Here is a 24,966-nt window from a genome sequence, read left to right on the forward strand (position 1 = left end):
TCACAGCGGCTCTTAAACCATCCCGCCGAGCTTCAGCTCACTCTTCAGATACGCATAGTAAATCGGCCCCGCCACCACCCCCGGCAAACCAAACGCCGCTTCAAACACCAGCATCGCCAGGAGCAATTCCCACGATTTTGCACTGATCTGCCCGCCGACGATGCGCGCGTTGAGGAAGTACTCGACCTTGTGGATCACGATCAGATACCCCAGCGCCGCCACCGCCACCCAGATCGACAGCGACAGCGCGACGATGGTGATCAGGGTGTTGGACATCAGGTTGCCGATCACCGGCAACAGGCCGAGCAGGAAGGTCAGCACGATCAGGGTCTTGGTCAGCGGCAGGTGAATGCCGCACAACGGCAGCACCACAGCCAGGAAGATTGCGGTAAAGACGGTGTTGAGCGCGGCGATCTTGATTTGCGCGAAGACGATGTTGCGAAAGGCTTGGACCAGCAGGTGCAGGCGGTCGAACAGTGCGGCGGCCAGGGGCTTGCGTTTGGTCAGGTCAGGCACCCGCTGCAGGGCGATGATCGCGCCGAGCACCATGCCGATCAGCAGGGTGACGAACATGTGGGCGGCGTCTTTGCCGACCAGTTGCAGTTCGCTCAGGTGCTTGCTCAGCCAGTCGCCGATAGCCACGCGAAACTCGGCCGCGCTGGCGGGCAGGTAGGCATCAAGGAACGGCGGCAGTTGACCACGCGCGCGGTCGACCACGCCCATGAATTTATCCAGGGAGGCGCCGGGGTTTTCCGCTTCGTGAAGCAGGAAGCTGATGGCGCCGGCGAAGATCAGGGCGAGCACGCTGACGATCAGGGTGCCGAGCAAGGCCACCGCCAACCAGCGCGCGCGGCGCCCTTCGATCAACCGTTGCAGTTGGGGGGTGAGCATGTTGACCAGTTCATAGACCAACAGGCCGGCCAGCAGGCTGGGCAGCAATTTCAGCGGCAGTACCAGCAGCAACCCGCCGAAAATGATGATGTAGCTGGCCAGCAATAACACGTGACGCTGAGAAAACGTTGGCATACAGCCTCAAAACGAACGGCGTTAAAGGATGTGTAGGAGCGAGGGGGACGCCTAGTTCTTGCTCGCGAAGGTCGCCAACGATAACGCGTTTATTCTGAATAAACGCGGGGTAATTGCGTTCTTCGCGAGCAAGCTCGCTCCTACAGGGGGGCTGTGTACGAGTGTCGCAGCCTTCTATGGCCCGGGGCTATTATTTCTTCAGACAAGTGCTCATAAAGGTCTTGCGCGCATCGCCGGTCAACGCCTTGGTTTTCGCCGACGCATTGCAATCCTTCATCTTCTGCTGTTGCGGGGTGAGCGTCTTCGCATCATTGGCCGCCGGGGCCGACAGGCAGGTTTTCATGAAAGCCTTGCGCTCGTCGCCTTTGAGCGTCTTGGTGGTGGCTTCGGCATTGCAGGTGGTCATCTTGTTTTGCTGGGCGGTGGCGGCAAAGCCCTGGGAACACAGCAGCAGGCCCATCATCAACAACGGAATACGCAGCATCTTCATGGAGTTTTCTCCCTGTTACCGTGCCGGGAGGCACGGCCTACCCAGCAGTGTAGCCAAACCTTGTTACATCTTCATCGGCTGCGAATATTCGTCCGCCGGTACTGCTCCGGGGTGCAGCCGGCCTGGCGCTGGAACATCGCGATAAACGCCGAGGCGCTGCTGTAGCCGAGGTCAAACGCCACATTTTGCACACTGCGCTCGCTGTCGAGGGCTTCGATGGCGGCAAGGTAGCGCAAGCGTTGGCGCCATTCGCCGAAGCTCATGCCCAGCTCGCGCACAAATTGTCGCGCCAGGGTGCGCTCGCTGACATGCACCTGCTCGGCCCAGTGCGCCAGGGGGCGGTTGTCAGCGGGGTCGGCCTGCATGCCTTCCAACACGCCGAGCAGCCCGGGGTGGCGGGCGTAGGGCAAAAAACCCTCGTGGATCGGCGCCTGCCTGAGCTGATCGACCAGCACCTGGGCCAGGCGAATATCGGCGTCGGAGTGCGGGATGTTGACGTCACGCTGGGCGAAGTCGCTGAGGATGGCCTTGAGGATGTCGCTGATCGCCAGGGTGCAGGGCTGCTGGGGCAATTGCTCGCAGAGCGGCGGCGAAAGGCCCACCGAACGGTAGACAATCGCCTCGGCGTTGTAGGAACTGTGTTCGGTATTGGGTGGGATCCACACCGCGTATTGCGGTGGCGACATAAAGCGGTTGCCGGCCACTTCCATGCGCATTACGCCACTGGCGGAGTAGTCCAGCGAACCCCAGACATGCTGGTGCGGGGTGCACTCAGTGTCGGGGGCAAAGTCGGAGTAACGGAAGTACACGGGGCTTGGCAGGCTGCCAAAATCCGCAAGGCGTACGGTGTGTCGGGCCATATTGTCTGGATACAGAGGTCGTTTGTCTGGATCGCAGTATAGGCTTCGATCCAGACAAGGGATAATCCTGGCTCATCAACACATCTGGTTTCTTTCGATGCAATACGCGTATCCCCTGCTGGCCATTTTTATCTGGGCCGGCAATACCGTGGTCAACAAACTGGCCGTGGGTTCGATCTTCCCCGCTGAAATCGGCTTTTACCGCTGGTTACTGGCTGCATTGCTGTTTACACCGTTCATGCTCAAGCCGGTCATCGCCCACTGGCCGCTGATCCGCCCGAACCTGGGCAAAATCTGCATCCTCGGCGTGCTGGGCATGGCGGTGTACCAGAGCCTGGCGTACTACGCTGCCTCGCTGACCAGCGCCACCAACATGGGCATCATCCTGTCGTTGATGCCGTTGATGGCGTTGACGGCGGCCATCATCAGCCTGGGCCAGCGCCTGACCTTTGGCGCGCTGACGGGTGCGGTGCTGTCGTTCGCCGGGGTGGTGGTGGTGGTGTCGGCCGGCAGCCTTGGCGCGTTGCTGCAGCACGGCGTGAACCTGGGCGATGCGATGATGCTGGTCGCGACCCTGGCATACGCGGTCTACAGCACCCTGTTGAAAAAATGGCAACTGCGCCTGCCGCCGCTGGTGCTCCTGTATTTGCAGGTGCTGGTGGCGGTGGTGGTGCTGTTTCCGCTGTTTCTGTTCTCGGCAAAAGCCGGCCTGGGCTGGACGAATATTCCGCTGGTGCTCTATGCGTGCTTGCTGGCTTCGATGCTCGCGCCACTGGCGTGGATGCATTCGGTGAAGACCCTGGGACCCAGCCGCACCACGTTGTTTTTCAACCTGCTGCCGTTGATTACCGCATTGATTGCGGCCGTGGTGCTCAGGGAAGAATTGGCGTTGTATCACCTGGTGGGCGGTTTGCTGACGTTGGGCGGGGTGATTTTGTCGGAGCGCTGGACCACACCGGTCCGCCGCCAGGCTTAAACCCCGGCCGCCTTCAGGCGCTGGGCATGCTCGACGAACAGGCGGATAGGCTCGGCGCCCTTGCCGACCAGGCCCATGGATTGGTTGACGATATCGAAGTGGTCCAGGGCGTAGTCATCGCCGATCACCCGCCCCAGGTGCGAGCTGCAGCGCCCGACCATACCGTCGCACTGGCCCTTCTCGCGCACGAAGCTGCGGGCAAACAATCGGCAACTGCGATTCGTCCCGTCCAGCAGGTTGCGTCCGCGATCGGTCTTGCCCGGTTGCAAGGTGCCGGACCATGAGTAGTAGCGCACGCCATTGACCACCTCCGCCCCGTGCCCGCCCCAGGTGTGCGGCAACCCTTGGGGATACTTGCGGTTGAACAGCGCCACACCTGCGCTGGTCAGGGAATGGTGGGACGCCTGCAAGTCCGCCTTGAAGCGCGGGCCGCGATAACCGGTTTCCAGCAGGCTCATCAGCGTTGCAACCAGATGAAACAGTGCGCTCATCAGCCGCCCCTTCACGCTGTCGGCCGGATAATGGGCGTGGATATGGTCCGCCAGTTCCGAACCGTGGTTGGGCCCGGCCACCGACGTCACCGACGCCACCCACTCCGGGCGCGTGGCCGCCGCATAACGGGCGGTCAGCGCGCCCTGGCTATGGCCGATCAGGTTGACCTTGTCGGCGCCGGTCTCAAGGCGAATCCGCTCGATCTGCGCCAGCAGCTGCTCGCCACGCACCTCGCTGGAGTCCAGCGGCGCCACCTGGATGGGAAACACCTGCGCCCCACCCGCCCGCAATGCCGGGACAATGCCGTACCAGTAAGGGAAAAACCCCAGGCGCACGAACCCGAGCATGCCGGGCACCAGCACCAAGGGATAACGCGTGGCTAACGACTGCGACATGAAGCGAACGTCCTTGATCAAGAAAGGATGATGGCAGGCTAGCCCAATTCCGGCGACGCGCTGATGACACGCCTGGCAAATCCAATAAAACTTTTTGCCGCGCCCGTGACTCACAACTGGGAGCGATCACGCCGACAGAGCGTGGCGTAAAACCGGATTAGCCCCAGGAGATTGAGATGACTGAAGCAAACTTGACTGACGTTGCGACCCTGCGCAGCCGCGCCCGCCAGAACGTCGAAAACGGTGCCGTGACCGAGGGCTATGACGCCGACCGCGAAGAGATCATCCGCCTGCTCAACGGCTCCCTGGCCACTGAACTGGTGTGTGTGCTGCGCTACAAGCGCCACTACTTCATGGCCAGCGGCGTCAAAGCTGCCGTCGCAGCGCAGGAATTCCTCGAACACGCCACCCAGGAAGCCGAGCACGCCGACAAACTCGCCGAACGCATCGTGCAACTGGGCGGCGAGCCGGAGTTCAACCCGGACCTGCTGTCGAAGAACTCCCATGCCCAATACGTGGCCGGTAACAGCTTGAAGGAAATGGTCTACGAAGACCTGGTGGCCGAGCGGATCGCGGTGGACAGCTACCGCGAAATCATCCAGTACATCGGTGATAAGGATCCAACCACGCGCCGTCTGTTTGAAGAGATCCTGGCTCAGGAAGAAGAGCATGCGGACGATATGGCCGACATCCTCGAAAGCCTGTAAATAGCGGCGCAAAAAGGTGGGGAGAGTTGGTTAACCGGCTCTCCCCACTTTTTCTGCCATGACCGTTATCCAGTCAGAAACCAAGACAGGGCCATTCCAGCGAAGGAAGACATAGTTAGCAGGTAGGGAACTACAATCCAAAGCTTGAGACTTCTTGGAATACGTTTCACATCCTCAACGAGTACGAGGTATCTCCATTGAAAAAGCCTCGGCATAAGGATGACAGGGGCAATAGCGAAGAGACGTTTCAACTTCCCACCAAACGGTCCGAATCCAAACTTGTATTTGAACGTCACTATGAATGAACTGAACTTGAGATAGTCTTCAGCCTCTTCAAGCCTTGTATAGATGACATATAAATTTAAGGGAACGCTCAGCAACATCAACACACCCGACCACATACCGATGGACTCTGGCATCATTCCCCCCCTGAAACTTCATAAAGGCGGGTTCCTATTTGCTCACCCGTGTGGCTTCCTAAAGCACCCACGGCGAGGCCACCAATGGCCCCGCCCACTATGGCGCAGCCTAGCGCACTCGCTCCGGCGGTAGGTATGGCAAAAACTGCTGCACATACGGCAACCCCAAGTCCCACTCCTGCGTACCCCCCGTAAGCGGCGCCACCAACTCCTAACACCAGCTTCCCTCCCTCCACAAACTTCGCCCGAGTACATTCCTGCTCGCGCCCGGTGGAACATGCCTCCGTTATTTCCAAGGCCGTCGCTCCAACATCCAGTGCGATACCGATATAAGTACCCTTTTTCAACATCTGTGATGCTTTGGCGATGCGCTTGACTGTCTCTTCGTACTTACGAATTTCACCGTGATGCCAATAGCTTTTAGTAGAAATACCCAACATCTTTTTTATCGACCCTTCATTTTTCAGGCCCGTACCAAAACGAGCCATACCCGAGAGCTGCTCCTCCAGCTTTGCAAACAACATCCTGCGTTTAGCCAGAAACTCATCCCTCGCGGCCGTTGTACCCTTGCTCAAGTACTGCTTATGCAAAGCGTCGATTTCGTGGAGTGTCCTCTCGACTGCCGCAAGATGCTTACTCCAGGCACTGCTGGCACTCCCGACACCGATCGAAGCATTGGTCATGATGATCTGTAGTAGATCGTAGTTTTTGATCAAAAACTGATCGGTTGCGGAATGCGCCAGCAACGCATGTTTTATGTTCTGCGCAGCGCGCATCAGTTGCGCTTCTTCAGCGGTGCAAGACGCCGTACGCGCATCAGGAATGATCACCAACTGCCCCGGCAAGACCACCACATTGCGGATGTGTTGGTTGACGATGTCGAACTTTGTTTGCGTATAAGGGCTAAGAGAAAGACTGAGCTTGAGCAGTGGATACGGCTGTGGTCGCTCATTGATAAATGCGTAGGCTCCCTGCATGGATTACACCTCCAAGTGACTGTGGCGGTCGACTATAGGAAGGCAACCCAGGAGGTGTAAGGGGAAACAGGGGCGGTTTTAGCGCTTCAGAAATGAGCTACACAAGACAAGGATCATACTTACGGCGCCCCGATAAAAAAGGCGACCAAAGGGTCTAATGCCAGTCAGTTAAGGCTTTTTGTAGGAGCGAGCTTGCTCGCGAAAAACTCACAGGCGCCGCGTTCATTCAGGAAGCGCGCGTTATCGTTGACGTTTTTCGCGAGCAAGCTCGCTCCTACAGGAGGCGATGTACGCTTAACTGACTGGCATTAACCAAAGGGTCGCCCTTTCTGACAATTTCAACGATCAGCCTTTCACCGTCTTCGGCGCCTTGCCTTCCCTCATCTGCTGCAACAACGGTGCACACTGGTTCGGCGCATCGGCGCTCGGTGCCACCAGCGCCAACAGACCCGCTGCCGGGCCGGCGATCACACCCAGTGCCACCATGCCCGCGCCCCGCAGGGCCAGGGGAATGGCTTTTACACCCGCATTGGGCTTGATGAACGGGCCATTGACGTACAACGGCGAACGCAGGGAAAACAGGCGGAAGCCCTTCGATTCCGGTGTGACGGTCAAGTCCAACTGCTCGGTGGCCATGTTGGCGGTGCCATCGATATAGATGATCGCGTTCTCGGTATCGAACACAAACAAGCGCGTGGTTGCCAGGCCGGTCTTGATCCCGAAATCCGCCGCCGCGCAGTTGATCTTCACTTCCTTGTCGCCGAACAGGCGCCCCACCACATAGTTGCCGACGTTGAGCCCGGCAATTTCCATCAGGCCACGGCTGATGGCGCCGTCGTTGATCAGCATCTTCAGGTCACCGTTGGAGCTGCCCAGCAGCGCCGCAACGGAGTTACCGCGCCCGGAAAGATCGGCATCGCCGTTGAGTTCACCGAAGCTGGTTTTCATCGGTTCGAAGGTGGGGAACAACTGCTTGAGCTTGAAGTTGCGTGCAGTCAGTTTGGCGCGGCCTTCCATCGGTGTGGTGCGGCCATTCAAGCGGATCTGCGCATCGAGCTTGCCGCCGGCGACGCCGAATCGCAGCGGTTCCAGGCTCAGTTCGCCGTCGTTGAGCACCAGGTGGGTGTACAGGTCGTTGAAGGGCAATTCGGCACTGTGCACGATGCGTTTGCCGGTGAATTCCACATCGGCATCCATGTCGCGCCAGCGCTCGGTGCGGAACTCTTCCACCGGCAGCACTTTGGTCGCCGGCTGTTTGCTCTCACCGCCACGCGCTTTTTGCTTGGCGTTGGAGTCGGCACCGATCAGGGGGGCGAGGTCGCTCATCAGCAATTGGTTGGACACCAACGCACCACTGAGCTTGGGACGTGGCTGGCTGGCGACATAGGCGAGGTTGCCGTGAATATCGCTGTTGCCGATCTTGCCGTTGAAGTTTTCGTAGCTGAATGACGCGCCGCTGGCCTCGTGCAACTTGGCGATCAAGTGGCCGTCAGTGGAGTAGGCCGGCGAATCCGGCAAGGTGACGCCGGTCAGCGGGTAGAGGTTACCCAGGCTGCTGCCGGACAGTTTCAGGCGAAGGTCCAGGGCGCCGAGGTTCAACGGGTCGGTCAAGGTGCCCGCCAATGCGATGCTGGTATCGGCAATCTTGACCTGGGCTTGCAGCGGAAACGGCTTGGCCGCGTCCTGCAAGGCCAGCAGGCCGCCGATCTTGCCGCTGCCGTCGAGCCTCTGGCCGTGGTACTGGCCCCTGACCTTGAGGGCGAACGCATAGTCCTGGGGCGCGGAGCCTTTTTCCAGGGCCTTCCTGGCATCGGCGTCGCCGACGATTTCGCCGAACGGGATCGGCTTGCCCAGGGGGTCGATGATCACGTCCAACTGAGTCTTGAGGGTCTGGTCGTCGAGGGTCACGTGGCCCTTGTCGAACCCAATGGCGCCGATGTCCACCACCCAGTTGGAAGGTTCGGCGTCGGGGTCCTTGGGGTCGAACGTGAACGTCCAGTTGGCGCGGCCATCGGCCAGGCGCTGCAACTCGGCACTCGGTTCGGTGAGGTCGATACGGGGGATCACCACGCGCTGCACCAGCAACGCCAGCGGCGAAATACGCAGCTCGACCTTTTTCAGCGTGACCATCTGCGGTTTTTTTGACCAGTCGGGATTGCCCAGGGTCAGGTCCTCGGCAATCACATGGGGCCACGGCACCCAGGCGCGCCAGCCGCCTTCGTCCGGCTCACGTGCCCACACCACCGCCAGGTTGCCGTTGATGGCAAACGGGCGATGCAGTTCTTCGGAGACTTTGGCATTGAGGGGCGGTTTGATGCGGTTCCAGTCAAAGAACACCAGGACCAGTACCACCACAGCGATTAACACAACGAAGCTGGCGCAGCTCCACATGACGATTTTACGAGTGCGCGTCATTGCACAGGACTCCTGAATACGACCGGCTGAACCAACACCTGTAGGACAGCTTATAAAACTACGACTGGCAAACCGCTCGTGGGTTTAACCCAATCTCCGATTTACCCTTGAAAACCTGCTTTCCTGACCGTTTCGACAGATTCGATCATCCACGGCGCACCATTGTTACCCGGGTTCGTGTCGAAAATACCCACCTCGGTGCAAAACCGCGTGCTTGAGAGGCCCGATCTAGAGCCTCCCTGACGAACAATCAATTCTGTTGATTATTACCATTGTGTTTATGAACTTTTATATCGACTTATCGAGAGTAGCATTAGCCCTGTACTCACTTTATCGCCCTCCCAAGGAGCAACCCATCATGAAACGCCAAGTACTCGCTACCGTCCTGTTATCCATCCTGGCTTCCAGCGCCTTTGCCCTGCCAGCCGCCGAACAGGTTACCCCACAAGCCAAGGCTGACGCCGTTCACTTCAACCAGACCCTGGCCCGCAGCGGTTCGCAAGAAGACGAGAACCGTGACTACGCCAAAGGTGCTGTCGCTGAAAACGGTTCGGAACACGCCAACAAGCGTGCGTACACTGAAGGTGTTGCCGAAGGTGGCCGTGATCGCCTGGAACAGAAAGGCCTGGTTGAAGGTGGTGCGGAACAAGCCAACGAACGTGCCTACACCGAAGGTGTTGCCGAAGGTGGTGCTGATCGCCTGCAAGAACTGCATCAAGCTCAGAGCTGACCCTGTGGTGGCCCAGAAAAAAGCCCGATCTGCCGACCGGGCTTTTGACTTTTTGTAGCGCCTGTCACGCAACACTCCCCACCTATTCCCCGCCAAGTTCGACGTCAATGAAGCTGTTTTGCTAGAGTGCGTCGCTGTACTTGCCGACAAAGCCCGCCCGCCCATGCTGCCCCGTGCCGAACAGAAGCAACAGACCCGCCTCGCCCTGATGGACGCTGCCCGCCATCTGATGGAGTGTGGCCGTGGGTTTGGCAGCCTGAGCCTGCGTGAAGTGGCCAAGACCGCAGGCATTGTCCCCACCGGCTTCTATCGCCACTTTGCCGATATGGACCAGCTTGGACTTGTATTGGTGAGTGAGGTGGGCCAGACCTTTCGCGCCACCATTCGCCTGGTGCGCCACAACGAATTCGTGATGGGCGGCATTATCGATGCCTCAGTGCGGATTTTTCTCGATGTGGTCTCGGCCAACCGCTCGCAATTCCTGTTCCTGGCCCGCGAGCAATACGGCGGTTGCCTGGCGGTGCGCCAAGCCATCGGTGCCCTGCGTGAAGACATCACCCGCGACCTGGCGGCCGACCTGGCCCTGATGCCCAAGTTGCAGCACCTGGACGCCGATGGCCTGCATGTAATGGCCGACCTGATCGTCAAGAGCGTGTTCGCCACCCTTCCCGACATCATTGACCCACCGGCCCAGGCCTTGCCTGCCCACCTCACGCCCCAGGCGAAAATCACCCAGCAGCTGCGCTTTATCTTTATCGGCCTCAAGCATTGGCAAGGCCTGGGCAGTACGGAGTAAGCCGGCTAGCCCGCCGAGTGAAAGCGCTTGGCGGTACTGTAGTTCTTGTTCCAGTAGCGATTGTTCAGCGAGTCGATTCGCACCGTCTTGCCGGCGCGCGGCGAATGAATGAATTTGCCCTCGCCTATATAAAGGCCGACATGGCTGACCTGACTGCGCCCATTACCTTTGAAGAACACCGCATCCCCAGGTTTGAGCGCGTTACGCTTGATCGTCATGGCGTTTGAACGGTGCATCGCCGCCGTGGTGCGGGGTATACGGATATTGGCTTCGGTCCTGAACAGGTAGACCAGCAAGCTGCTGCAGTCGAAGCCCTGCTCCACCGTGTTCCCGCCCCATTTATACGAGGTACCCAGCAATTGATGGGCGCGGTCGATCACATTGTCGATGGCTGGGCGTTTTTGCAGCGACTGCAGGGGCGTCGCGATCTCGAGAGGGGCTACCCCGCGCGGCTTGATATTGGCCGAGGACGAGGGAGTGACCAGGTAAAGACTGAAAATGAATAAACACACAATTGATTTGAACATACTGGAGCTCGCCGTGGATGTTTAGCACGGCGCAAATCCTAACGGTCTGGCGCGTAAGCAGATGAACGCCGAATCCTTACATCCAGTAGGACAAATCCGAAAATTCCATATACGAAAAAAACGGAAGGAACTTGATGTGATAAACACCACTCGCCAACAAAAAACGCCCCATTTAAGTGCTCAATATCCGACAGAGCACCAACATTAAGCACTCGCAGTACTCAGCCCCGCCCTATTCAGTGGCAACTCCTTGCGCACCGACAGAGAATTCCTACATCAATACCTGATTGGCAAGCCCCTTGCTCTAGCACTTCCATCGCTCATAGCTGGAAGCTTCCTGATGCTGGTGATCCACCGCCGAATCGCCCCCCAAGCCCTCTGGGCCGCTGAGCTGCTGCTGAATTTCGAAGCACGCAGCAAGAGCCGCCTGCGCTGTTTCAGTGCCGACGGTGAAGACGTCGGCCTGTTTCTGGAGCGCGGCCAGCCGCCGTTGCACGATGGCGAATTCCTGCAAGCCGAAGACGGACGTGTCGTACGCGTGTGCGCCCGCCCTGAACACCTGTTGCATGTCACCTGCAGCAACGCCTTTGAACTGAACCGCGCCGCCTACCACCTCGGCAACCGCCATGTGGCCTTGCAAGTGGGGGATGGCTGGTTGCGCCTGCTCGACGACTACGTGCTCAAGGCCATGCTTGAGCAACTGGGCGCCCACACCGAAACCATCGAGGCGCCGTTCCAACCGGAACACGGCGCCTATGGCGGCGGCCACCACCACTCCCGGCATGGCGATGAAGATTTCAACTACCCGCCCAAGCTGCATCAGTTCGGCGTACGTCTATGAACCCAGCCTGGGCGCTGTTGCGTCTGGCCAGTCCGCAATTGCCGATTGGCGGCTACAGCTATTCCCAAGGCCTGGAAATGGCCGTGGAGAACGGCCACGTCAACGATGCCGCCAGCGCTCGGCGCTGGATCAGCGACCAATTGCTGCTCAACCTCGCGCGCTTCGAAGCCCCGCTGTTGCTCGCCCATTGCCGCGCCGCTGCAGAGCAGGACTGGCCAGCGTTGGCGCAGCTGTGCGAAGCGCATCAAGCCAGCCGCGAAACCCGGGAGCTGTATCAGGAAAGTCGGCAGATGGGTTATTCCCTGCAGCAGTTGCTCAATGGCCTGCCGGAACTGGACAGCGACGCCCGCAGCTTCCTGGAGCAACGCCGCGAACCGCACTTGGCCCTGGGCTGGGCACTGGCCGCGCGCGCCTGGGCGATCAGCGCCGACGACGCCCTCGCCGCCTGGCTCTGGAGCTGGCTGGAAAACCAATTGGCCGTGCTGATGAAAACCCTGCCCCTGGGCCAGCAAGCCGCGCAGCGCCTGACCAGCGAGCTGCTGCCCCTACTGCAACAGGCCCAGCACGACGCCGTCCGCATCGCCCCCCACCATTTCGGCAGCGCCGCCTTCGGCCTGTCCCTGGCGAGCATGGCCCACGAGCGCCAGTACAGCCGCCTGTTCCGTTCCTAAGGTTTTTTTGGAGAATCAGACATGAACACACAACCCCTGCGTGTCGGTATCGGTGGCCCGGTCGGCTCCGGCAAGACCGCCCTGACCCTGGCCCTGTGCCTCGCGCTGCGCGATCGCTACAACCTGGCGGTGGTCACCAACGACATCTACACCCGCGAAGACGCCGACTTCCTGGTGCGCAACCAGGCCCTGGCGCCGGAGCGCATCATCGGCGTGGAAACCGGCGGCTGCCCGCACACGGCGATTCGCGAGGACGCCTCGATCAATCTGGAAGCGGTGGACCAACTCAACCGCCGCTTTCCCGGCCTGGACCTGATCCTGGTGGAGTCCGGCGGCGATAATTTGTCGGCCACCTTCAGCCCGGAGCTGTCGGACCTGACCATCTATGTGATCGATGTGTCCGCCGGCGACAAGCTGCCGCGCAAGGGCGGGCCTGGTATTTGCAAATCCGACCTGCTGGTGATCAACAAGATCGACCTGGCGCCGCTGGTGGGCGCGTCGCTGGAGCTGATGAACAGCGACACCCAGCGCATGCGCAACGGCAAACCCTTTGTGTTCAGCAACCAGAAAACCGGGGTAGGCCTGGAAGAAATCGTCGCCTTCATCGAACGCCAAGGCCTGCTGACCGCCGCCTGATCAACCCATAAGGAACCTGTTTATGAACCTCAATAAATTCCTCGCAGCCGCCGCCCTGCTGCTCGCGCCCGCCCTGGCCTTCGCTCACCCTGGCCACGGCGACAACGGCCTGGTGGCCGGTATCAGCCACCCGCTGGGCGGCCTCGACCACCTGCTGGCCATGGTCGCGGTCGGCCTGTGGGCCGCGCAACAAAAGGGTGCCGCGCGCTGGGCCCTGCCGTGCACCTTTGTCGGCACCATGCTGATGGGCGGCGTGCTGGGTTTCGAAGGGCTGCAATTGCCCGCACTGGAAAGCGGGATCGCCGCCTCGGTGCTGGCCCTGGGCCTGGCGGTGGCACTGGCGGTGCGTCCGCCGTTGTTCATGGCCATGGGTGCGACGGCGTTGTTTGCGTTGTTCCATGGTGTGGCCCATGGCTTGGAGCTGCCGGACATGTCGAGCCCTTGGGCGTATGCCGCCGGCTTTGTCGGCGCGACCGCTGCACTGCACGCGGCCGGGTATACGCTGGTGCGCTGGTTGCCGGCCGCAGCGGCACCGTTGGTGCGGATTGCCGGAGCGGCTTCGGCGGCGACTGGGGTGTGGCTGCTCGCCAGCTAAACGTCGCAAGCTGCAAGCTGCAAGTAAAAGCCGAACCGCTCTTACTTGCAGCTTGCAGCTCACAACTTAAAGCTGCCCCTCTGCTACCATGCGCGCCTACACCCCTGCCGTGACGACGCCAGCCGATGCCCATCGCTCCAAGCTCCGCCCCCCAGCCTTCGTTGAATGCCGTGCTCACGCACTTCCACACCCTGATCGTGCCGCTCTGGCAGGGCCCGGGCTGGAATGCCGAATTGGCGCTGCCCTATGAGGCGCTGGACGCCGATCACCGCCCACTGCCCCCGCAACGCTACCGCGCCATGGCCTGCGCGCGGCAGTTGTACCTGTTCGCCAGCCTGATCGGCGAGCCAGGGGCGGCCTTCGCTGAAGAGCGCGCGGCGGTGCTGTTCCGCTCCCTGCAACGGCATTTCCACGATGCCGAACACGGCGGCTGGTTCTACAGCGTCGACCCCGCCGGCCAGCCGCTGGACAAGCGAAAAGACCTCTACACCCACGCCTTCATCATCTTTGCCTGCGCCCATTACTGGGCCAAGGTGCGTGAACCGCTGGTGGAATCGGTGCTGAACGCCGCCCTCGAAGTCGTGGCCCAGCGCTTCGCCACCGAAGACGGCCTGTACGAGGCGGTGCTGGAACGCAACTGGTCGTCCCTCCAGTCCGGCCCGCTGCAAAACCCGTTGATGCACCTGGCCGAAGGTTTCCTCGCCACACTTGCGGTGCGCGAGGATGCCCCTGTGCAAGCGGCCCTGCTGGCCTTGGCGACGGCCATGCAGCAGCGTTTCATCGACCGCCGGCACGGCGTGATGATGGAAAAGCCGCTGGGCGCTGTGGATAACTGGTTTGAGCCGGGGCACCAGTTCGAGTGGTTCTTTTTGCTCGAATCGTCGCCCGTGCTGCGCGGCACCCCGCTGCATGCGTCACTGACGCGGGCGTTTGCCTACGCTGAGCACAAGGGTGTGGACGGCGCGACCGGAGCGGTTAGCGGCATGTTGGCGCTCGACGGCAGCGTGCGCGACGGCACCCAGCGTATCTGGGCCCAGGCCGAGTACCTGCGGGCACTGACCTTGCGCCCTGGCAGTGAGGCGGTGCTGCAGCGCCAACTGCTGGCGCTGCAACAGCATTTCCTGCATGAGAAAGGCTGGCATGAATGCCTGGATGCCAACGGCGCGGTGAGCCGACGGGATATGCCATCGACCACACCGTATCATTTGGCAACCTGCTACCAGGGGCTGATCCAGCATCTCGGGTGACCTGCTGGGCCTCATCGGGAGCAAGTCGAATCGTCGCACCGCCCCTCCCACATTGGACCGTGTTCACACATTCAGATTTGTGAATACGGTCAAATGTGGGAGGGGCGGTGCGACGATTCGCCAAGCCCCCGATGGCAGCAACGCGGTCTAGAGCCTTACTTGGCCCCCCGCTCAATCGCAAACCCAGCCCAGGTCTGGCTCACCGGCATCAGTTCCAGGCGGTTGATGTTGACGTGCGCCGGCGTGTTCAGCACCCAGAAGATGGTGTCGGCAATGTCCTGCGGCTGGATCGGCTCGGCACCGGCGTAGGTGGCGTCGTAGCGCGCCTGGTCACCGCCGAAGCGCACCAGGGAGAACTCGCTTTCGCACAGGCCCGGCTCGATGTTGGTCACACGCACGCCGGTGCCCTGCAGGTCACAGCGCAGGTTCAAGGAGAACTGCTTCACGAACGCCTTGGAACCGCCATACACATGGCTGCCCGGGTACGGGTAGCTGCCGGCGATGGAGCCCAGGTTGATGATCCCGGCGCCACGACCATGGGCGATCAGGCGCGGCAGCAGCAGGCTGGTGGTGGTCAGCAGGCCTTTGATGTTGGTATCGACCATGGTTTCCCAGTCGTCGAGGTCGCACTTGGGCGCCGGGTCAGTGCCCACGGCCAGGCCGGCGTTGTTGATCAGCCCGCGCAGGGTGGCGAACGATGGCGGCAGGTTGGCGATCGCGTCTTCCATGCCTTTGCGATCCCGTACATCCACCACCAGGCCGTGCACTTCGGTCTGCTTGGAAAGCTCCTCGACCAGCGCATTCAAACGCTCGGCACGACGACCGGTAAGCACCAGTTTCCAGCCGGCCTCGGCAAACCGACGGGCGCAGGCTTCGCCAAAACCTGAGGTGGCGCCAGTAATAAACAGCGTGTTGGACATGGTGTTCTCCTTGCGGGCATCGGGAAAAAAATCAGCCAGCAGAATGCCCTTACGCCGCGGTTGCGGCAACCGCCATGCACAGAACTTCATGCACGACTGGTCATTTTTTAATCATTCAGACCAAAGCCTTATGAACCGTGGCTTGCAGCCATATGCGCGCAGGTTATCCACAGCTGCGCCCACAGTCTCTGGGGGCAAGTGCAAAACGCTTCAGGCCGCTGTGTACAAGGCTTCCAGGCGATTTTAGAAAGTTTTTTGCTTGACCTGGACGAAGGCGTATGTAGGCCCAGGGGCAGCGGGACAAATCGAGCGATGGCTCCAGGCCAGTCATTCCGGCCTCTGCGGCCGTCTTTCCAGAGTTTAGTCACAGACTTATCCACAGGCGGGCGGGACATATTTCAGTCATATACCTGTGTCTTTAAACAGGTTGACAAACCCCTCGATCGGCCGCGAAAAAGCCACTGATCAAAAAACAACCACACAGCTGAAAGCCACGGTTTTAAAGGGGTTCAGCCAGCTACTCCCACGTTACCCACAGCCGGTTCCACAGTGAATGGGGACAAGTCAAAAGTGTGACAAAACAGGGATTTGCGGCGGCTATATGTCGCGCTTTGGAGGGGGGCTGGATTTGTTTTCCACAATTTGGGATCGGTCTTGCAGGCGACACAAAACAAATGTGAGAGGGGGCTTGCCCCCGATGGCGGTGTGTCAGTTTCAGGTGTGCTGACTGATACAACGCCATCGGGGCAAGCCCCCTCCCACAGGGGTACTGCTTCGTTATTTAGATCAGTGGCCACCGAGGTAAGCGTTGCGCACTTCCTCGTTCACCAGCAGCTCCTTGCCGGTGCCTGTGAGGCGAATCTCACCGTTGACCATCACGTACGCCCGATCCGACAAACGCAGTGCATGGTTGGCGTTCTGCTCCACCAGGAAGATGGTCATCCCGGTGGAGGCCAGCTCGCGCAGGGTGGAAAAGATCTGCTTCACCACAATCGGCGCCAGGCCCAGGCTCGGTTCGTCCAGCAGCAACAGCTTGGGTCGGCTCATCAGCGCGCGGGCGATGGCGAGCATTTGCTGCTCGCCACCGGACATGGTCATGGCGCGCTGGTTACGTCGCTCCTTGAGCCGTGGGAACAGCTCGAACATGCGTTGCATATCTTCCTGGGCGAACTTGTCGCCAATGGGGATGGTGCCCATCAGCAGGTTTTCCTCGACGGTCATGTCGGGGAACACCCGCCGCCCTTCCGGCGACTGTGCAATGCCGTTGGAGGCAATGTAGTGGGACGACTTGTGGGTAATGTCGACGCCGTTGTAGAGGATCTGCCCCGACTCGGCCCGTGGCTGGCCGAAGATCGACATCAGCAGCGTGGATTTACCCGCGCCGTTGGAGCCGATCAAGCTGACGGTTTCGCCTTCGTGGATGTGCAGCGAGACTTTTTTCAGGGCCTGGATCGGGCCATAGAACACGTCCAGGTCCTTCATTTCGAGGATAGGTGCACTCATACCAGCTCCTCTTCGTCGGCGCCCAGGTAGGCGGCAATCACTTTCGGGTCGTTGCGGATCGCTTCCGGCCCGCCTTCGGCAATCACGTTGCCGTGGTCCAGCACCACAATGTGGTCGGAAATACTCATCACCATGCCCATGTCGTGTTCGATCAGCACCACCGTCAGGTCGTGTTCGTCGCGCAACAGGCGAATCATCGCGCTGAGGGCTTCGGTTTCCTGGGGGTTGAGGCCCGCTGCCGGTTCGTCCAGGCAGATGATCTGCGGCCGGGTGCACATGGCGCGGGCGATTTCCAGGCGGCGCTGCTGGCCGTAGGAAAGCTCACCGGCCAGGCGGTTGGCGCAGTCCACCAGGTCCACCACTTCGAGCCAGTAGAACGCATGGTCGAGGGCATCGCTTTCGGCCTTGCGGTAGCCCTTGGTGTTGAGGATGCCCGCCAGCATGTTGCGGTTGACCCACATGTGCTGGGCCACCAGCAGGTTTTCCAGCACCGACATTTCCTTGAACAGGCGAATGTTCTGGAAGGTCCGGGCCAGGCCGGCGCGGTTGACCAGGTGGGTGCCACCGAACATCTTGTAGTACACCCGGCTCAAGAAGCTTTTTGGCGATACGAAGTCGACCGCCTTGAAGCGCTCGCCGAGCAGCTGGATCACATTGGTCTGCTTGCCGCGGATGTTCAGTTCGATCTTGCCGCCGCTGGCTTTGTAGAAGCCGGTGAGGCAGTTGAACACGGTGGTCTTGCCGGCTCCGTTGGGGCCGATCAGGGCGAAGATCGAGTTGCGTTCAACCTTGAGGCTCACATCGCTCAAGGCCTTGATGCCACCGAAGTGCATCATCAGGTGTTCCACGGAGAGGACGACTTCCTTGCTCATGGCGCTACCCCCTTGCGCGGTGTCACACCGGTGCGGCTGATCCGGATCAGGCCGCGCGGTCGCCAGATCATCATCACCACCATCAGCACGCCAAACAGCAGCACGCGGTATTCGCTGAAGCTGCGCAGCAGTTCAGGCGCGACCGTCAACACGAACGCGGCAATCACCACGCCGACCGTCGAGCCCATGCCGCCCAGTACCACGATGGCCAGGATCAGCGCCGACTCGAAGAAGGTGAACGACGACGGGTTGACGAAGCCTTGGTAGCTGGCGAAGAACACCCCGGCCAAACCGGCAGTGGACGCGCCAATGGTGAAGGCCGAGAGCTTGACCAGCACGTGGTTCAGGCCCATGGAGCGGCAGGCGATCTCATCTTCGCGCAAGGCTTCCCAGGCGCGGCCGACCGGCATGCGGGTCAGGCGGTGCTTGATGTACAGCACGGCCAGCACCACCAGGAACAGCACGATGTAGATGAACATGAACTTGATATTGGGGTTGTAGTCGATGCCGAAGAACTCGTGGAACGGAACCCCGCCCTCCTTGGCCTTGCGCCCGAACTCCAGGCCCAGGAAGGTCGGCGAAGGCACCGGCATACCGTTGGGGCCGCCGGTGAACGAGAGCCAGTTGTTGAGCACCAGGCGAATGATTTCACCGAAGCCCAGGGTCACGATGGCCAGGTAGTCACCGTGCATTCGCAGCACCGGAAAGCCGAGTATGCACCCCGCTAAAGCCGCTGCGATGGCTGCCAGCGGCAACACGCTCCAGAAGCCCAGGCCGAGGTATTGATAACCCAGCGCCAGGCCGTAGGCGCCGATGGCGTAGAACGCCACGTAACCCAGGTCGAGCAGCCCGGCCAGGCCGACCACGATGTTCAGGCCCAGGCCCAGCAACACGTAGATCAGCCCGAGGATCACCACGGTCAGCAGGTACTTGTTGGCGAAGATCGGGAACACGATGGCGATCACGATCAGCGCCGGGATGATCCAGCGCAGCCGCGACTTGTAGTCCGGTGGCAGTACATGCACGCCGGAGCCGCTGCTTTCGAAGCCCTGCAGAATCTTCAGGCCCTTGGGGGTTTGCAGGAACAGGCTGAGGGCAAAGCGCCCGGCCATCACGATGGCGACCAGGGTAGCCACACGGGCCGGTTCCAGGTTGAAGCTGTAGCCGTCGAGGACCACGCCGACGATCGGACCGAACACGATCAACGAAATCAGCCCGGCAAGGACCGTATCGACCACACTTTTCTTGATATCGATGGGTTTGGCAGCAGACATGTTTACACCTTAGCCACGAGTGGGCGACCAAGCAGGCCCTGGGGACGGAAAATCAGAATCACCACCAGCAGGGAGAAACTGAACACGTCTTTGTAGTCGGAGTTGATCAACCCCGAGAACAACGACTCGGAAATACCCAGGATGATCCCGCCCAGCATCGCCCCAGGCAGGGAACCGATGCCGCCGAGTACCGCTGCGGTAAACGCCTTGATGCCGATGATGAAGCCGGCGTAGAAGTCGAACGTGCCGTAGTTGAGGGTGATCAGCACGCCGGCCAGGGCCGCCATGGCGGCACCGATGACAAACACGTAGGAGATCACGCGGTCGGTGTTGATCCCCAGGATCGAGGCCATCTTGCGGTCTTGCTGGGTGGCGCGGCACATGCGGCCGAGCTTGGTGTACTTGATGATGTAGGTGAGCAACGCCATGCCGGCAAACGCCGCCACGAGGATGAAGACCTTGGTGTACGTGAGTTGGACGAACCCACTGCCGATGTCGACGCGCCAGGCGCCGGCCAGCAGGGTTGGAATGCCTTGTTGTTTCGCGCCCTGGGCGATCTGCGCGTAGTTCTGCAGGATCAGGGAGATGCCGATGGCGCTGATCAGCGGAGCCAGGCGGGTGGAGTTGCGCAGCGGTTTGTAGGCGACCCGTTCGATGACCCAACCGTACACGCCGGTGACGACCACGGTGAAGATCAGGGTGCCGAGAATGAGCAGCGGGAAGGATTCGATGCCGAAGTAAGCCAGCAGTGCCAGACTGATCGCCGCGAGGTAAGCGGAAATCATATAAACCTCGCCGTGGGCGAAGTTGATCATGCCAATGATGCCATAGACCATTGTGTAGCCGATGGCGATCAGGCCATAGACCGACCCGAGGGTCAGGCCGTTGACCAGTTGCTGCAGGAAAATACCATCCATAACGCAATCTCACGCGGTGAGCACCTGCACACCAGTCGGTGTGCGGCGCTTCTGGAGGAAAAGACAGATCTCAATAACAACGCTGTCCCAATGTGGGAGGGGGCTTGCCCCCGATGCGGTGGGTCAGCTGAACAACTGTTGACTGACCCACCGCTTCGGGGACAAGCCCCCTCCCACATGGATTACTTCTGCTTTTCCAGCTGGTGGTATTTGCCGTCTTTATCCCACTGGTAAACCACGTAGTCGGAGACTTTCAGGTCGCCCTTCGCGTCCCAGGTCTTCTCGCCCATCACGGTTTTGACCGGGTGCGCTTTCAGCCATTTGGCCGCGTCTTCGCCCTTGTTGGACTTGGCGCCGTTGAAGCCGGCGGCCAGGGCCTGCAGCGAGGCGTAGGCGTACAGGGTGTAGCCCTCAGGCTCGTAGCCGGCCTTGCGGAACTCTTCCACCACGGCCTTGCTGTCCGGCAGCAGGCGCGGGTCGGCGCCAAAGGTCATATACACGCCATCGACGTATTGCGCGCCGCCAGCGGTGGCCACCAGTTCATCGGTCACTACGCCGTCATCGGACATGAACTTGACGTCCTTCAGGCCCGCTTCACGAATCTGGCGAACCAATGGACCGGCTTCCGGGTGCAGGCCACCGAAGTACACGACGTCGGCGCCCAGGGAGCGGATTTTGGTGACCAGCGCACTGAAGTCCTTCTCGCCACGGGTCAGGCCTTCTTCCAGCACCGGCTTGACGCCGCGCTTGGTCAACTGGGCAGCGGTGGCGTCGGCCAGGCCTTTGCCGTAGGTGTCCTTGTCGTTGATGACGGCGACTTTCTTGCCCTTGAGCACGTCGACGATGTAGTCGCCGGCGACGATGCCTTGCTGGTCGTCACGCCCGCACATACGGAACATGGCGCCCAGGCCGCGCTCGGTCACTTGTGGGTTGGTAGAGCCTGGGGTGATCGCGATGATGCCCGCTTCGTCGTAGACCTCGGAGGCCGGAATGGTGTTCGACGAGCAGAAGTGCCCGACTACGCCAATCACTTTGTCCTGGTCAGCCAGGCGGTTGGCCACGGCAACGGCCTGTTTCGGCTCACAGGCATCGTCGCCTGCCACCAGCACGACTTTCTCGCCATTGATGCCACCGGCCTTGTTGATCACCTCGGCTGCCGCCTGGGCACCCTTCATGTACTGCTCACCGAACGAGGCGTTGGCGCCGGTCATCGGCCCCGCAACGCCAATCTTCACATCAGCTTGAACAAAAGTAGAAACACCCAGCGCCGCTGCAACGGCGAGGGCCAGAAAACCTTTCTTGTAAAACGTCTGGGACATGAGTGGTGCTCCGATATTTTTGATTTTTGGCACGACAACTTGCGTTCAAACTTTTCACTGAAAGCCCAGAGCAAGCCTCGTGCCATTACGTTTTTATTCTTCAAAAAGACACGGTGTCATTGTTATTGCAGGCGTTTCGGCTCCGCTCGCCAGGACGTGCAACCCTCTAGCATCGATAGGTGCAACCCATGGGCCGAAAAAGTACAACCCTGACGGGTCGCACCTGCAACCAAAGCAATAAACGACAGTTCCTACAGCTGTAACAGCCTGCGTAACGGAACTGCACATTTACAGTGCGCAACTGCTACGACCTGCACCAATACAGATTAGTAGCCGGCTAAGAAAATGCAGGCTTCTGAGCGGTATTTCGCTGATCAGATCACGATCCTCAGGCATTGCCCGGCGTGATACAGCGAGAATCCGGCTTCATACAGGCAACTGCGCAGCCCAACCCCGGCCAGCGGTTGCATGGGTGCAAACGGAATCGGCAAGGCTTGGGGATTCTGGTGACATAGATAGTCGGCGAACGCCTTGCCGACCACGCTGCCGGTGGTCACGCCGCGCCCGTTATAGCCGGTTACCGCCACCAGGCCGGGAGCTGGCTCGAACAGGCGCATCAGGTGATCGGGGGTGAAGGCGATGCAGCCGGTCCAGGTGAATTCCCATTGCACCGATTTGAGGTACGGGAAGTAATGTTGCTGCACCCGATCAGCCCACGCCTTGAGGAACCAGGCCGGTTTCTGGTTACCGTTGCCCAGGCTGCCGAGCAACAGGCGGCCATCGGCATCGCGGCGGATGCTGCTCAGTACCTGGCGCGTGTCCCATGAGCCTTGGCCGCCGGGCAGAATCTGCTCGGCGGCGGCGTCGGTCAGCGGCGCGGAGGCGACCTGGTAGTAGTAGCCGGGGAAAAAATTGCGTCGCAGCTCGGTCCACTCACCTTCGGTGTAGGCGTTGGAGGCGATGACCACTTGTGCAGCCTGCACCGAACCGCTGGCGGTCTGAACGGACCAACTCGCACCTTGGCGCTCCAACCGGGCGACCGGAGAATGGTCGAACAACTGCCCGCCAAGCCCCACGGCGGCATTCGCCAGGCCACTGGTGTAGGCCATCGGGTTCAAGGTGCCAGCACGCCGATCCAGCAAGGCGGCGGCGATTTTTTTCGTGCCGGTGGCGTGCTCGCAGGCCTGGCCGGTGAGCAACTCCACCGGCGCGCCACGGCGCTTCCATTGTTCTTCACGGCTGCGCAAATCCGCCTCGCCACGGGCGTTATGCGCCATGTGCAAGGTGCCCTCGCGGCGCAATTGGCAATCGATGTTGTATTTGTCGATCAGGCTGAACACCAGCGACGGTGCCGCGCCGAGCATGCGGTTGAGCTGGCTGCCCACCGCTTCGCCGAAACCGGCTTCGATCTCGTCCGGAGGGATCCACAGGCCGGCATTCACCAACCCGACGTTGCGCCCCGAACCACCGTGGCCGGTGCGATGAGCCTCCAGCACGGCGACGCTTTTACCCTGCTCCAGCAAGTGAATGGCGGCCGACAAACCGGTGATGCCGGCGCCGATCACGCACACATCCACCTTGACCTCGCCCTTGAGCGCGGCACGATCCGGCCGGCCAGGGGTGAGGTGTTCCCACAAACATGCTTCGCGTAGTGCCATTGCCAGACTCCGGTGAGACCCAACAAGCGTTTTTCTTGTTCAACACCATCACTGTAGGAGCGAGCTTGCTCGCGAAAAACGCGAGAGCGGCGCGGGCATTCAGGATGCCCGCGTGATCGTTGACGATCTTCGCGAGCAAGCTCGCTCCTAAAGAATCAGTCGAAGGTGATGCCCTGGGCCAGCGGCAACTCCAGCGAATAGTTCACGGTGTTGGTCTGGCGGCGCATGTACCCGCGCCATGCATCCGAACCCGACTCGCGCCCGCCACCGGTCTCTTTCTCACCGCCAAACGCGCCGCCAATCTCCGCGCCGCTCGGGCCGATGTTGACGTTGGCGATCCCGCAGTCGCTGCCCACTGCCGACATGAATTGCTCGGCCTCGCGCACGTCAGTGGTGAAGATGCACGACGACAGGCCTTGGGGCACGGCGTTGTTGAGGCGCAGGGCTTCGGCGAAGTCCTTGTAGCCGACGACATACAAAATCGGCGCGAAGGTTTCGGTGCACACCACATCGCTCTGCTCAGGCATTTCGACAATGGCCGGCGACACGTAGTAGGCGTTGGGGAACTTGTCTTCCAACTGGCGCTTGCCGCCGAACACCTTGCCGCCTTCACTCAAGGCCTGCTCCAGGGCGTCCTGCATAGCGTCGAAGCCATGCTTGTCGATCAGCGGGCCAATCAGGTTGCCCTCCAGCGGGTGGCCGATGCGCACTTTGGAATAGGCGGCCTTGAGGCGGGTGACGATTTCTTCCTTGACCGACTCGTGGGCGATCAGGCGGCGCAGGGTGGTGCAGCGCTGGCCGGCGGTGCCGACGGCGCTGAACAGGATGGCGCGCACGGCCATGTCCAGGTCGGCGCTCGGGCCGAGGATCATGGCGTTGTTGCCGCCCAGCTCGAGGATGCTGCGGGCAAACCGCGCGGCAACTTTCGGCGCCACTTCGCGGCCCATGCGGGTGCTGCCGGTGGCGCTGATCAGGGCCACGCGTGGGTCATCCACCAGTGCAGCGCCGGCATCGCGGCCGCCGATGATGACCTGACTCAGGTATTGCGGCGCGTCCTTGAAATTCTTCAGCACACGCTCGAACAGCGCCTGGCACGCCAGGGCGGTGAGCGGGGTCTTTTCCGACGGTTTCCAGATCACTGCGTTACCGCACACCAGCGCCAGTGTGGTGTTCCACGCCCACACGGCTACCGGGAAGTTGAAGGCGCTGATCACCCCGACCACGCCCAGCGGGTGCCAGGTTTCACGCATATGGTGGCCTGGGCGCTCGGAGGCGATGGTCAAGCCGTACAACTGGCGGGACAGGCCCACGGCGAAGTCGCAGATGTCGATCATTTCCTGCACTTCACCCAGGCCTTCCTGGGTGATCTTGCCGGCCTCCCAGGACACCAGCTCGCCCAGATCGGCCTTGTATTCGCGCAGTACATCGCCGAACTGGCGCACCAACTCGCCGCGACGGGGGGCCGGCACGTTGCGCCAGGCCTCGAATGCATGCTCGGCGCGACTGACCTGTTGCTCCACCTCGGCGGCACCTTCCCAGTGCACACTGCCGATACGGCTGCCATCAATGGGCGAATGCACGGGTTGTTTACCCGCCTGGTACAGCGCCGGGTTTACCCCGAGACGATCAAGCAATGCGGCAACCATGGGTCACTCCTTTAATCTTCGAACAAAAAATCGCACCGCGGCACGCACGGCGATCCA

The 24,966-nt window shown here is 60.8% G+C and carries 24 protein-coding genes; 9 read left to right on the forward strand and 15 right to left on the reverse strand.

Annotated features, from left to right (window positions below):
* Positions 1 to 12: 12 nt before the first annotated feature.
* The 3 genes from BFQ01_RS13020 to BFQ01_RS13030 form a co-directional block, all read right to left on the reverse strand.
* The gene (locus tag BFQ01_RS13020) at positions 13 to 1,026 is read right to left on the reverse strand and encodes an AI-2E family transporter (RefSeq protein ID WP_065925593.1); all 1,014 of its coding nucleotides are present in this window, start codon (positions 1,024 to 1,026) and stop codon (positions 13 to 15) included.
* Positions 1,027 to 1,216: 190 nt separating this feature from the next.
* Complete coding sequence (locus tag BFQ01_RS13025) at positions 1,217 to 1,516, reverse strand: PsiF family protein (protein ID WP_065925594.1); 300 nt, start codon at positions 1,514 to 1,516, stop codon at positions 1,217 to 1,219.
* A 71-nt stretch (positions 1,517 to 1,587) separates the two neighbouring features.
* Entirely contained in the window at positions 1,588 to 2,376 is a 789-nt protein-coding gene (locus tag BFQ01_RS13030) for an AraC family transcriptional regulator (RefSeq protein ID WP_065925595.1), read from the reverse strand.
* A 97-nt stretch (positions 2,377 to 2,473) separates the two neighbouring features.
* Between BFQ01_RS13030 and BFQ01_RS13035 the strand changes: the two genes are divergently transcribed.
* Positions 2,474 to 3,352 carry a DMT family transporter gene (locus tag BFQ01_RS13035; protein WP_065925596.1) on the forward strand — a complete coding sequence of 293 codons (879 nt, stop codon included), beginning with the start codon at positions 2,474 to 2,476 and terminating at the stop codon, positions 3,350 to 3,352.
* On the opposite strand, the gene BFQ01_RS13040 is transcribed toward BFQ01_RS13035, so the two are convergent.
* Positions 3,349 to 4,239 carry an esterase/lipase family protein gene (locus BFQ01_RS13040; RefSeq protein WP_065925597.1) on the reverse strand — a complete coding sequence of 297 codons (891 nt, stop codon included), beginning with the start codon at positions 4,237 to 4,239 and terminating at the stop codon, positions 3,349 to 3,351. The genes BFQ01_RS13035 and BFQ01_RS13040 overlap by 4 nt on opposite strands.
* Before the next feature lie 176 nt (positions 4,240 to 4,415).
* Between BFQ01_RS13040 and BFQ01_RS13045 the strand changes: the two genes are divergently transcribed.
* Positions 4,416 to 4,946, forward strand: coding sequence for a ferritin-like domain-containing protein (locus BFQ01_RS13045; protein ID WP_027607715.1), 531 nt, complete (start codon positions 4,416 to 4,418; stop codon positions 4,944 to 4,946).
* Between the two features lie 418 nt (positions 4,947 to 5,364).
* Here BFQ01_RS13045 and BFQ01_RS13055 read toward each other — a convergent pair whose 3' ends face one another.
* Positions 5,365 to 6,342 (reverse strand): hypothetical protein, encoded by a 978-nt coding sequence (locus BFQ01_RS13055; RefSeq protein ID WP_065925599.1) that lies wholly within the window; start codon positions 6,340 to 6,342, stop codon positions 5,365 to 5,367.
* 345 nt (positions 6,343 to 6,687) lie between these two features.
* The gene (locus tag BFQ01_RS13060) at positions 6,688 to 8,757 is read right to left on the reverse strand and encodes an AsmA family protein (RefSeq protein ID WP_065925600.1); all 2,070 of its coding nucleotides are present in this window, start codon (positions 8,755 to 8,757) and stop codon (positions 6,688 to 6,690) included.
* Positions 8,758 to 9,115: 358 nt separating this feature from the next.
* Between BFQ01_RS13060 and BFQ01_RS13065 the strand changes: the two genes are divergently transcribed.
* Both BFQ01_RS13065 and BFQ01_RS13070 read left to right on the forward strand, forming a co-directional pair.
* Complete coding sequence (locus BFQ01_RS13065; RefSeq protein WP_065925601.1) at positions 9,116 to 9,487, forward strand: hypothetical protein; 372 nt, start codon at positions 9,116 to 9,118, stop codon at positions 9,485 to 9,487.
* Positions 9,488 to 9,650: 163 nt separating this feature from the next.
* A complete protein-coding gene (locus BFQ01_RS13070) occupies positions 9,651 to 10,283 on the forward strand; it encodes a TetR family transcriptional regulator (RefSeq protein ID WP_065925602.1) in 633 nt (210 codons plus the stop codon).
* Between the two features lie 5 nt (positions 10,284 to 10,288).
* On the opposite strand, the gene BFQ01_RS13075 is transcribed toward BFQ01_RS13070, so the two are convergent.
* Complete coding sequence (locus BFQ01_RS13075) at positions 10,289 to 10,810, reverse strand: C40 family peptidase (RefSeq protein WP_065925603.1); 522 nt, start codon at positions 10,808 to 10,810, stop codon at positions 10,289 to 10,291.
* A 340-nt stretch (positions 10,811 to 11,150) separates the two neighbouring features.
* On the opposite strand from BFQ01_RS13075, the gene ureE reads away from it, so the two are divergent.
* The 5 genes from ureE to BFQ01_RS13100 all read left to right on the forward strand — a co-directional run bounded on the left by ureE (position 11,151) and on the right by BFQ01_RS13100 (position 14,800).
* Positions 11,151 to 11,651, forward strand: a complete 501-nt coding sequence (gene ureE, locus BFQ01_RS13080; protein ID WP_065925604.1) for an urease accessory protein UreE — start codon at positions 11,151 to 11,153, stop codon at positions 11,649 to 11,651.
* Positions 11,648 to 12,322 carry an urease accessory protein UreF gene (locus BFQ01_RS13085; protein ID WP_065925605.1) on the forward strand — a complete coding sequence of 225 codons (675 nt, stop codon included), beginning with the start codon at positions 11,648 to 11,650 and terminating at the stop codon, positions 12,320 to 12,322. The genes ureE and BFQ01_RS13085 overlap by 4 nt, the downstream gene beginning before the upstream one ends.
* Positions 12,323 to 12,343: 21 nt before the next feature.
* Positions 12,344 to 12,958, forward strand: coding sequence for an urease accessory protein UreG (gene ureG / locus BFQ01_RS13090; protein WP_012721947.1), 615 nt, complete (start codon positions 12,344 to 12,346; stop codon positions 12,956 to 12,958).
* Positions 12,959 to 12,980: 22 nt separating this feature from the next.
* Positions 12,981 to 13,553, forward strand: coding sequence for a HupE/UreJ family protein (locus tag BFQ01_RS13095; protein WP_065925606.1), 573 nt, complete (start codon positions 12,981 to 12,983; stop codon positions 13,551 to 13,553).
* A 125-nt stretch (positions 13,554 to 13,678) separates the two neighbouring features.
* Positions 13,679 to 14,800 carry an AGE family epimerase/isomerase gene (locus BFQ01_RS13100; protein WP_065925607.1) on the forward strand — a complete coding sequence of 374 codons (1,122 nt, stop codon included), beginning with the start codon at positions 13,679 to 13,681 and terminating at the stop codon, positions 14,798 to 14,800.
* A gap of 155 nt (positions 14,801 to 14,955) precedes the next feature.
* Here the strand turns inward: BFQ01_RS13100 and BFQ01_RS13105 are convergent, their stop codons facing one another.
* From BFQ01_RS13105 to BFQ01_RS13140, 8 genes are all read right to left on the reverse strand, one after another.
* On the reverse strand, positions 14,956 to 15,720 hold the full coding sequence (locus BFQ01_RS13105) for an SDR family oxidoreductase (protein ID WP_053134501.1): 765 nt from the start codon (positions 15,718 to 15,720) through the stop codon (positions 14,956 to 14,958).
* Between the two features lie 786 nt (positions 15,721 to 16,506).
* Entirely contained in the window at positions 16,507 to 17,223 is a 717-nt protein-coding gene (locus BFQ01_RS13110) for an ABC transporter ATP-binding protein (RefSeq protein ID WP_065925608.1), read from the reverse strand.
* Complete coding sequence (locus tag BFQ01_RS13115; protein WP_027607703.1) at positions 17,220 to 18,095, reverse strand: ABC transporter ATP-binding protein; 876 nt, start codon at positions 18,093 to 18,095, stop codon at positions 17,220 to 17,222. Before BFQ01_RS13115 ends, BFQ01_RS13110 begins: the two co-directional genes overlap by 4 nt.
* On the reverse strand, positions 18,092 to 19,369 hold the full coding sequence (gene livM / locus BFQ01_RS13120; protein WP_027607702.1) for a high-affinity branched-chain amino acid ABC transporter permease LivM: 1,278 nt from the start codon (positions 19,367 to 19,369) through the stop codon (positions 18,092 to 18,094). Before livM ends, BFQ01_RS13115 begins: the two co-directional genes overlap by 4 nt.
* A 2-nt stretch (positions 19,370 to 19,371) precedes the next feature.
* Positions 19,372 to 20,286 (reverse strand): ABC transporter permease subunit, encoded by a 915-nt coding sequence (locus tag BFQ01_RS13125; protein WP_003236186.1) that lies wholly within the window; start codon positions 20,284 to 20,286, stop codon positions 19,372 to 19,374.
* Positions 20,287 to 20,468: 182 nt separating this feature from the next.
* Entirely contained in the window at positions 20,469 to 21,605 is a 1,137-nt protein-coding gene (locus BFQ01_RS13130; protein ID WP_027607701.1) for a branched-chain amino acid ABC transporter substrate-binding protein, read from the reverse strand.
* 374 nt (positions 21,606 to 21,979) lie between these two features.
* Positions 21,980 to 23,263: an L-pipecolate oxidase gene (locus BFQ01_RS13135; RefSeq protein ID WP_065925609.1), complete on the reverse strand. Its 1,284-nt coding sequence runs from the start codon at positions 23,261 to 23,263 to the stop codon at positions 21,980 to 21,982.
* A gap of 155 nt (positions 23,264 to 23,418) precedes the next feature.
* Positions 23,419 to 24,909: an L-piperidine-6-carboxylate dehydrogenase gene (locus tag BFQ01_RS13140; protein ID WP_065925610.1), complete on the reverse strand. Its 1,491-nt coding sequence runs from the start codon at positions 24,907 to 24,909 to the stop codon at positions 23,419 to 23,421.
* Positions 24,910 to 24,966 lie beyond the last annotated feature (57 nt).

Source organism: Pseudomonas sp. 8 R 14, assembly GCF_900005955.1.
In the GTDB taxonomy this organism is placed as follows: domain Bacteria; phylum Pseudomonadota; class Gammaproteobacteria; order Pseudomonadales; family Pseudomonadaceae; genus Aquipseudomonas; species Aquipseudomonas marginalis.

Bases quoted from the DNA above. Each gene is read 5' to 3' on its own strand.
- BFQ01_RS13030 (WP_065925595.1), bottom strand. From the start codon at position 2,376: ATGGCCCGACACACCGTACGCCTTGCGGATTTTGGCAGCCTGCCAAGC.
- BFQ01_RS13085 (WP_065925605.1), top strand. From the start codon at position 11,648: ATGAACCCAGCCTGGGCGCTGTTGCGTCTGGCCAGTCCGCAATTGCCG.
- BFQ01_RS13040 (WP_065925597.1), bottom strand. From the start codon at position 4,239: ATGTCGCAGTCGTTAGCCACGCGTTATCCCTTGGTGCTGGTGCCCGGC.
- BFQ01_RS13110 (WP_065925608.1), bottom strand. From the start codon at position 17,223: ATGAGTGCACCTATCCTCGAAATGAAGGACCTGGACGTGTTCTATGGC.
- BFQ01_RS13115 (WP_027607703.1), bottom strand. From the start codon at position 18,095: ATGAGCAAGGAAGTCGTCCTCTCCGTGGAACACCTGATGATGCACTTC.
- BFQ01_RS13055 (WP_065925599.1), bottom strand. From the start codon at position 6,342: ATGCAGGGAGCCTACGCATTTATCAATGAGCGACCACAGCCGTATCCA.
- BFQ01_RS13020 (WP_065925593.1), bottom strand. From the start codon at position 1,026: ATGCCAACGTTTTCTCAGCGTCACGTGTTATTGCTGGCCAGCTACATC.
- BFQ01_RS13025 (WP_065925594.1), bottom strand. From the start codon at position 1,516: ATGAAGATGCTGCGTATTCCGTTGTTGATGATGGGCCTGCTGCTGTGT.
- BFQ01_RS13060 (WP_065925600.1), bottom strand. From the start codon at position 8,757: ATGACGCGCACTCGTAAAATCGTCATGTGGAGCTGCGCCAGCTTCGTT.
- BFQ01_RS13095 (WP_065925606.1), top strand. From the start codon at position 12,981: ATGAACCTCAATAAATTCCTCGCAGCCGCCGCCCTGCTGCTCGCGCCC.
- ureG (WP_012721947.1), top strand. From the start codon at position 12,344: ATGAACACACAACCCCTGCGTGTCGGTATCGGTGGCCCGGTCGGCTCC.
- BFQ01_RS13105 (WP_053134501.1), bottom strand. From the start codon at position 15,720: ATGTCCAACACGCTGTTTATTACTGGCGCCACCTCAGGTTTTGGCGAA.
- BFQ01_RS13100 (WP_065925607.1), top strand. From the start codon at position 13,679: ATGCCCATCGCTCCAAGCTCCGCCCCCCAGCCTTCGTTGAATGCCGTG.
- BFQ01_RS13075 (WP_065925603.1), bottom strand. From the start codon at position 10,810: ATGTTCAAATCAATTGTGTGTTTATTCATTTTCAGTCTTTACCTGGTC.
- ureE (WP_065925604.1), top strand. From the start codon at position 11,151: ATGCTGGTGATCCACCGCCGAATCGCCCCCCAAGCCCTCTGGGCCGCT.
- BFQ01_RS13045 (WP_027607715.1), top strand. From the start codon at position 4,416: ATGACTGAAGCAAACTTGACTGACGTTGCGACCCTGCGCAGCCGCGCC.
- BFQ01_RS13130 (WP_027607701.1), bottom strand. From the start codon at position 21,605: ATGTCCCAGACGTTTTACAAGAAAGGTTTTCTGGCCCTCGCCGTTGCA.
- BFQ01_RS13135 (WP_065925609.1), bottom strand. From the start codon at position 23,263: ATGGCACTACGCGAAGCATGTTTGTGGGAACACCTCACCCCTGGCCGG.
- BFQ01_RS13065 (WP_065925601.1), top strand. From the start codon at position 9,116: ATGAAACGCCAAGTACTCGCTACCGTCCTGTTATCCATCCTGGCTTCC.
- BFQ01_RS13140 (WP_065925610.1), bottom strand. From the start codon at position 24,909: ATGGTTGCCGCATTGCTTGATCGTCTCGGGGTAAACCCGGCGCTGTAC.
- livM (WP_027607702.1), bottom strand. From the start codon at position 19,369: ATGTCTGCTGCCAAACCCATCGATATCAAGAAAAGTGTGGTCGATACG.
- BFQ01_RS13070 (WP_065925602.1), top strand. From the start codon at position 9,651: ATGCTGCCCCGTGCCGAACAGAAGCAACAGACCCGCCTCGCCCTGATG.
- BFQ01_RS13125 (WP_003236186.1), bottom strand. From the start codon at position 20,286: ATGGATGGTATTTTCCTGCAGCAACTGGTCAACGGCCTGACCCTCGGG.
- BFQ01_RS13035 (WP_065925596.1), top strand. From the start codon at position 2,474: ATGCAATACGCGTATCCCCTGCTGGCCATTTTTATCTGGGCCGGCAAT.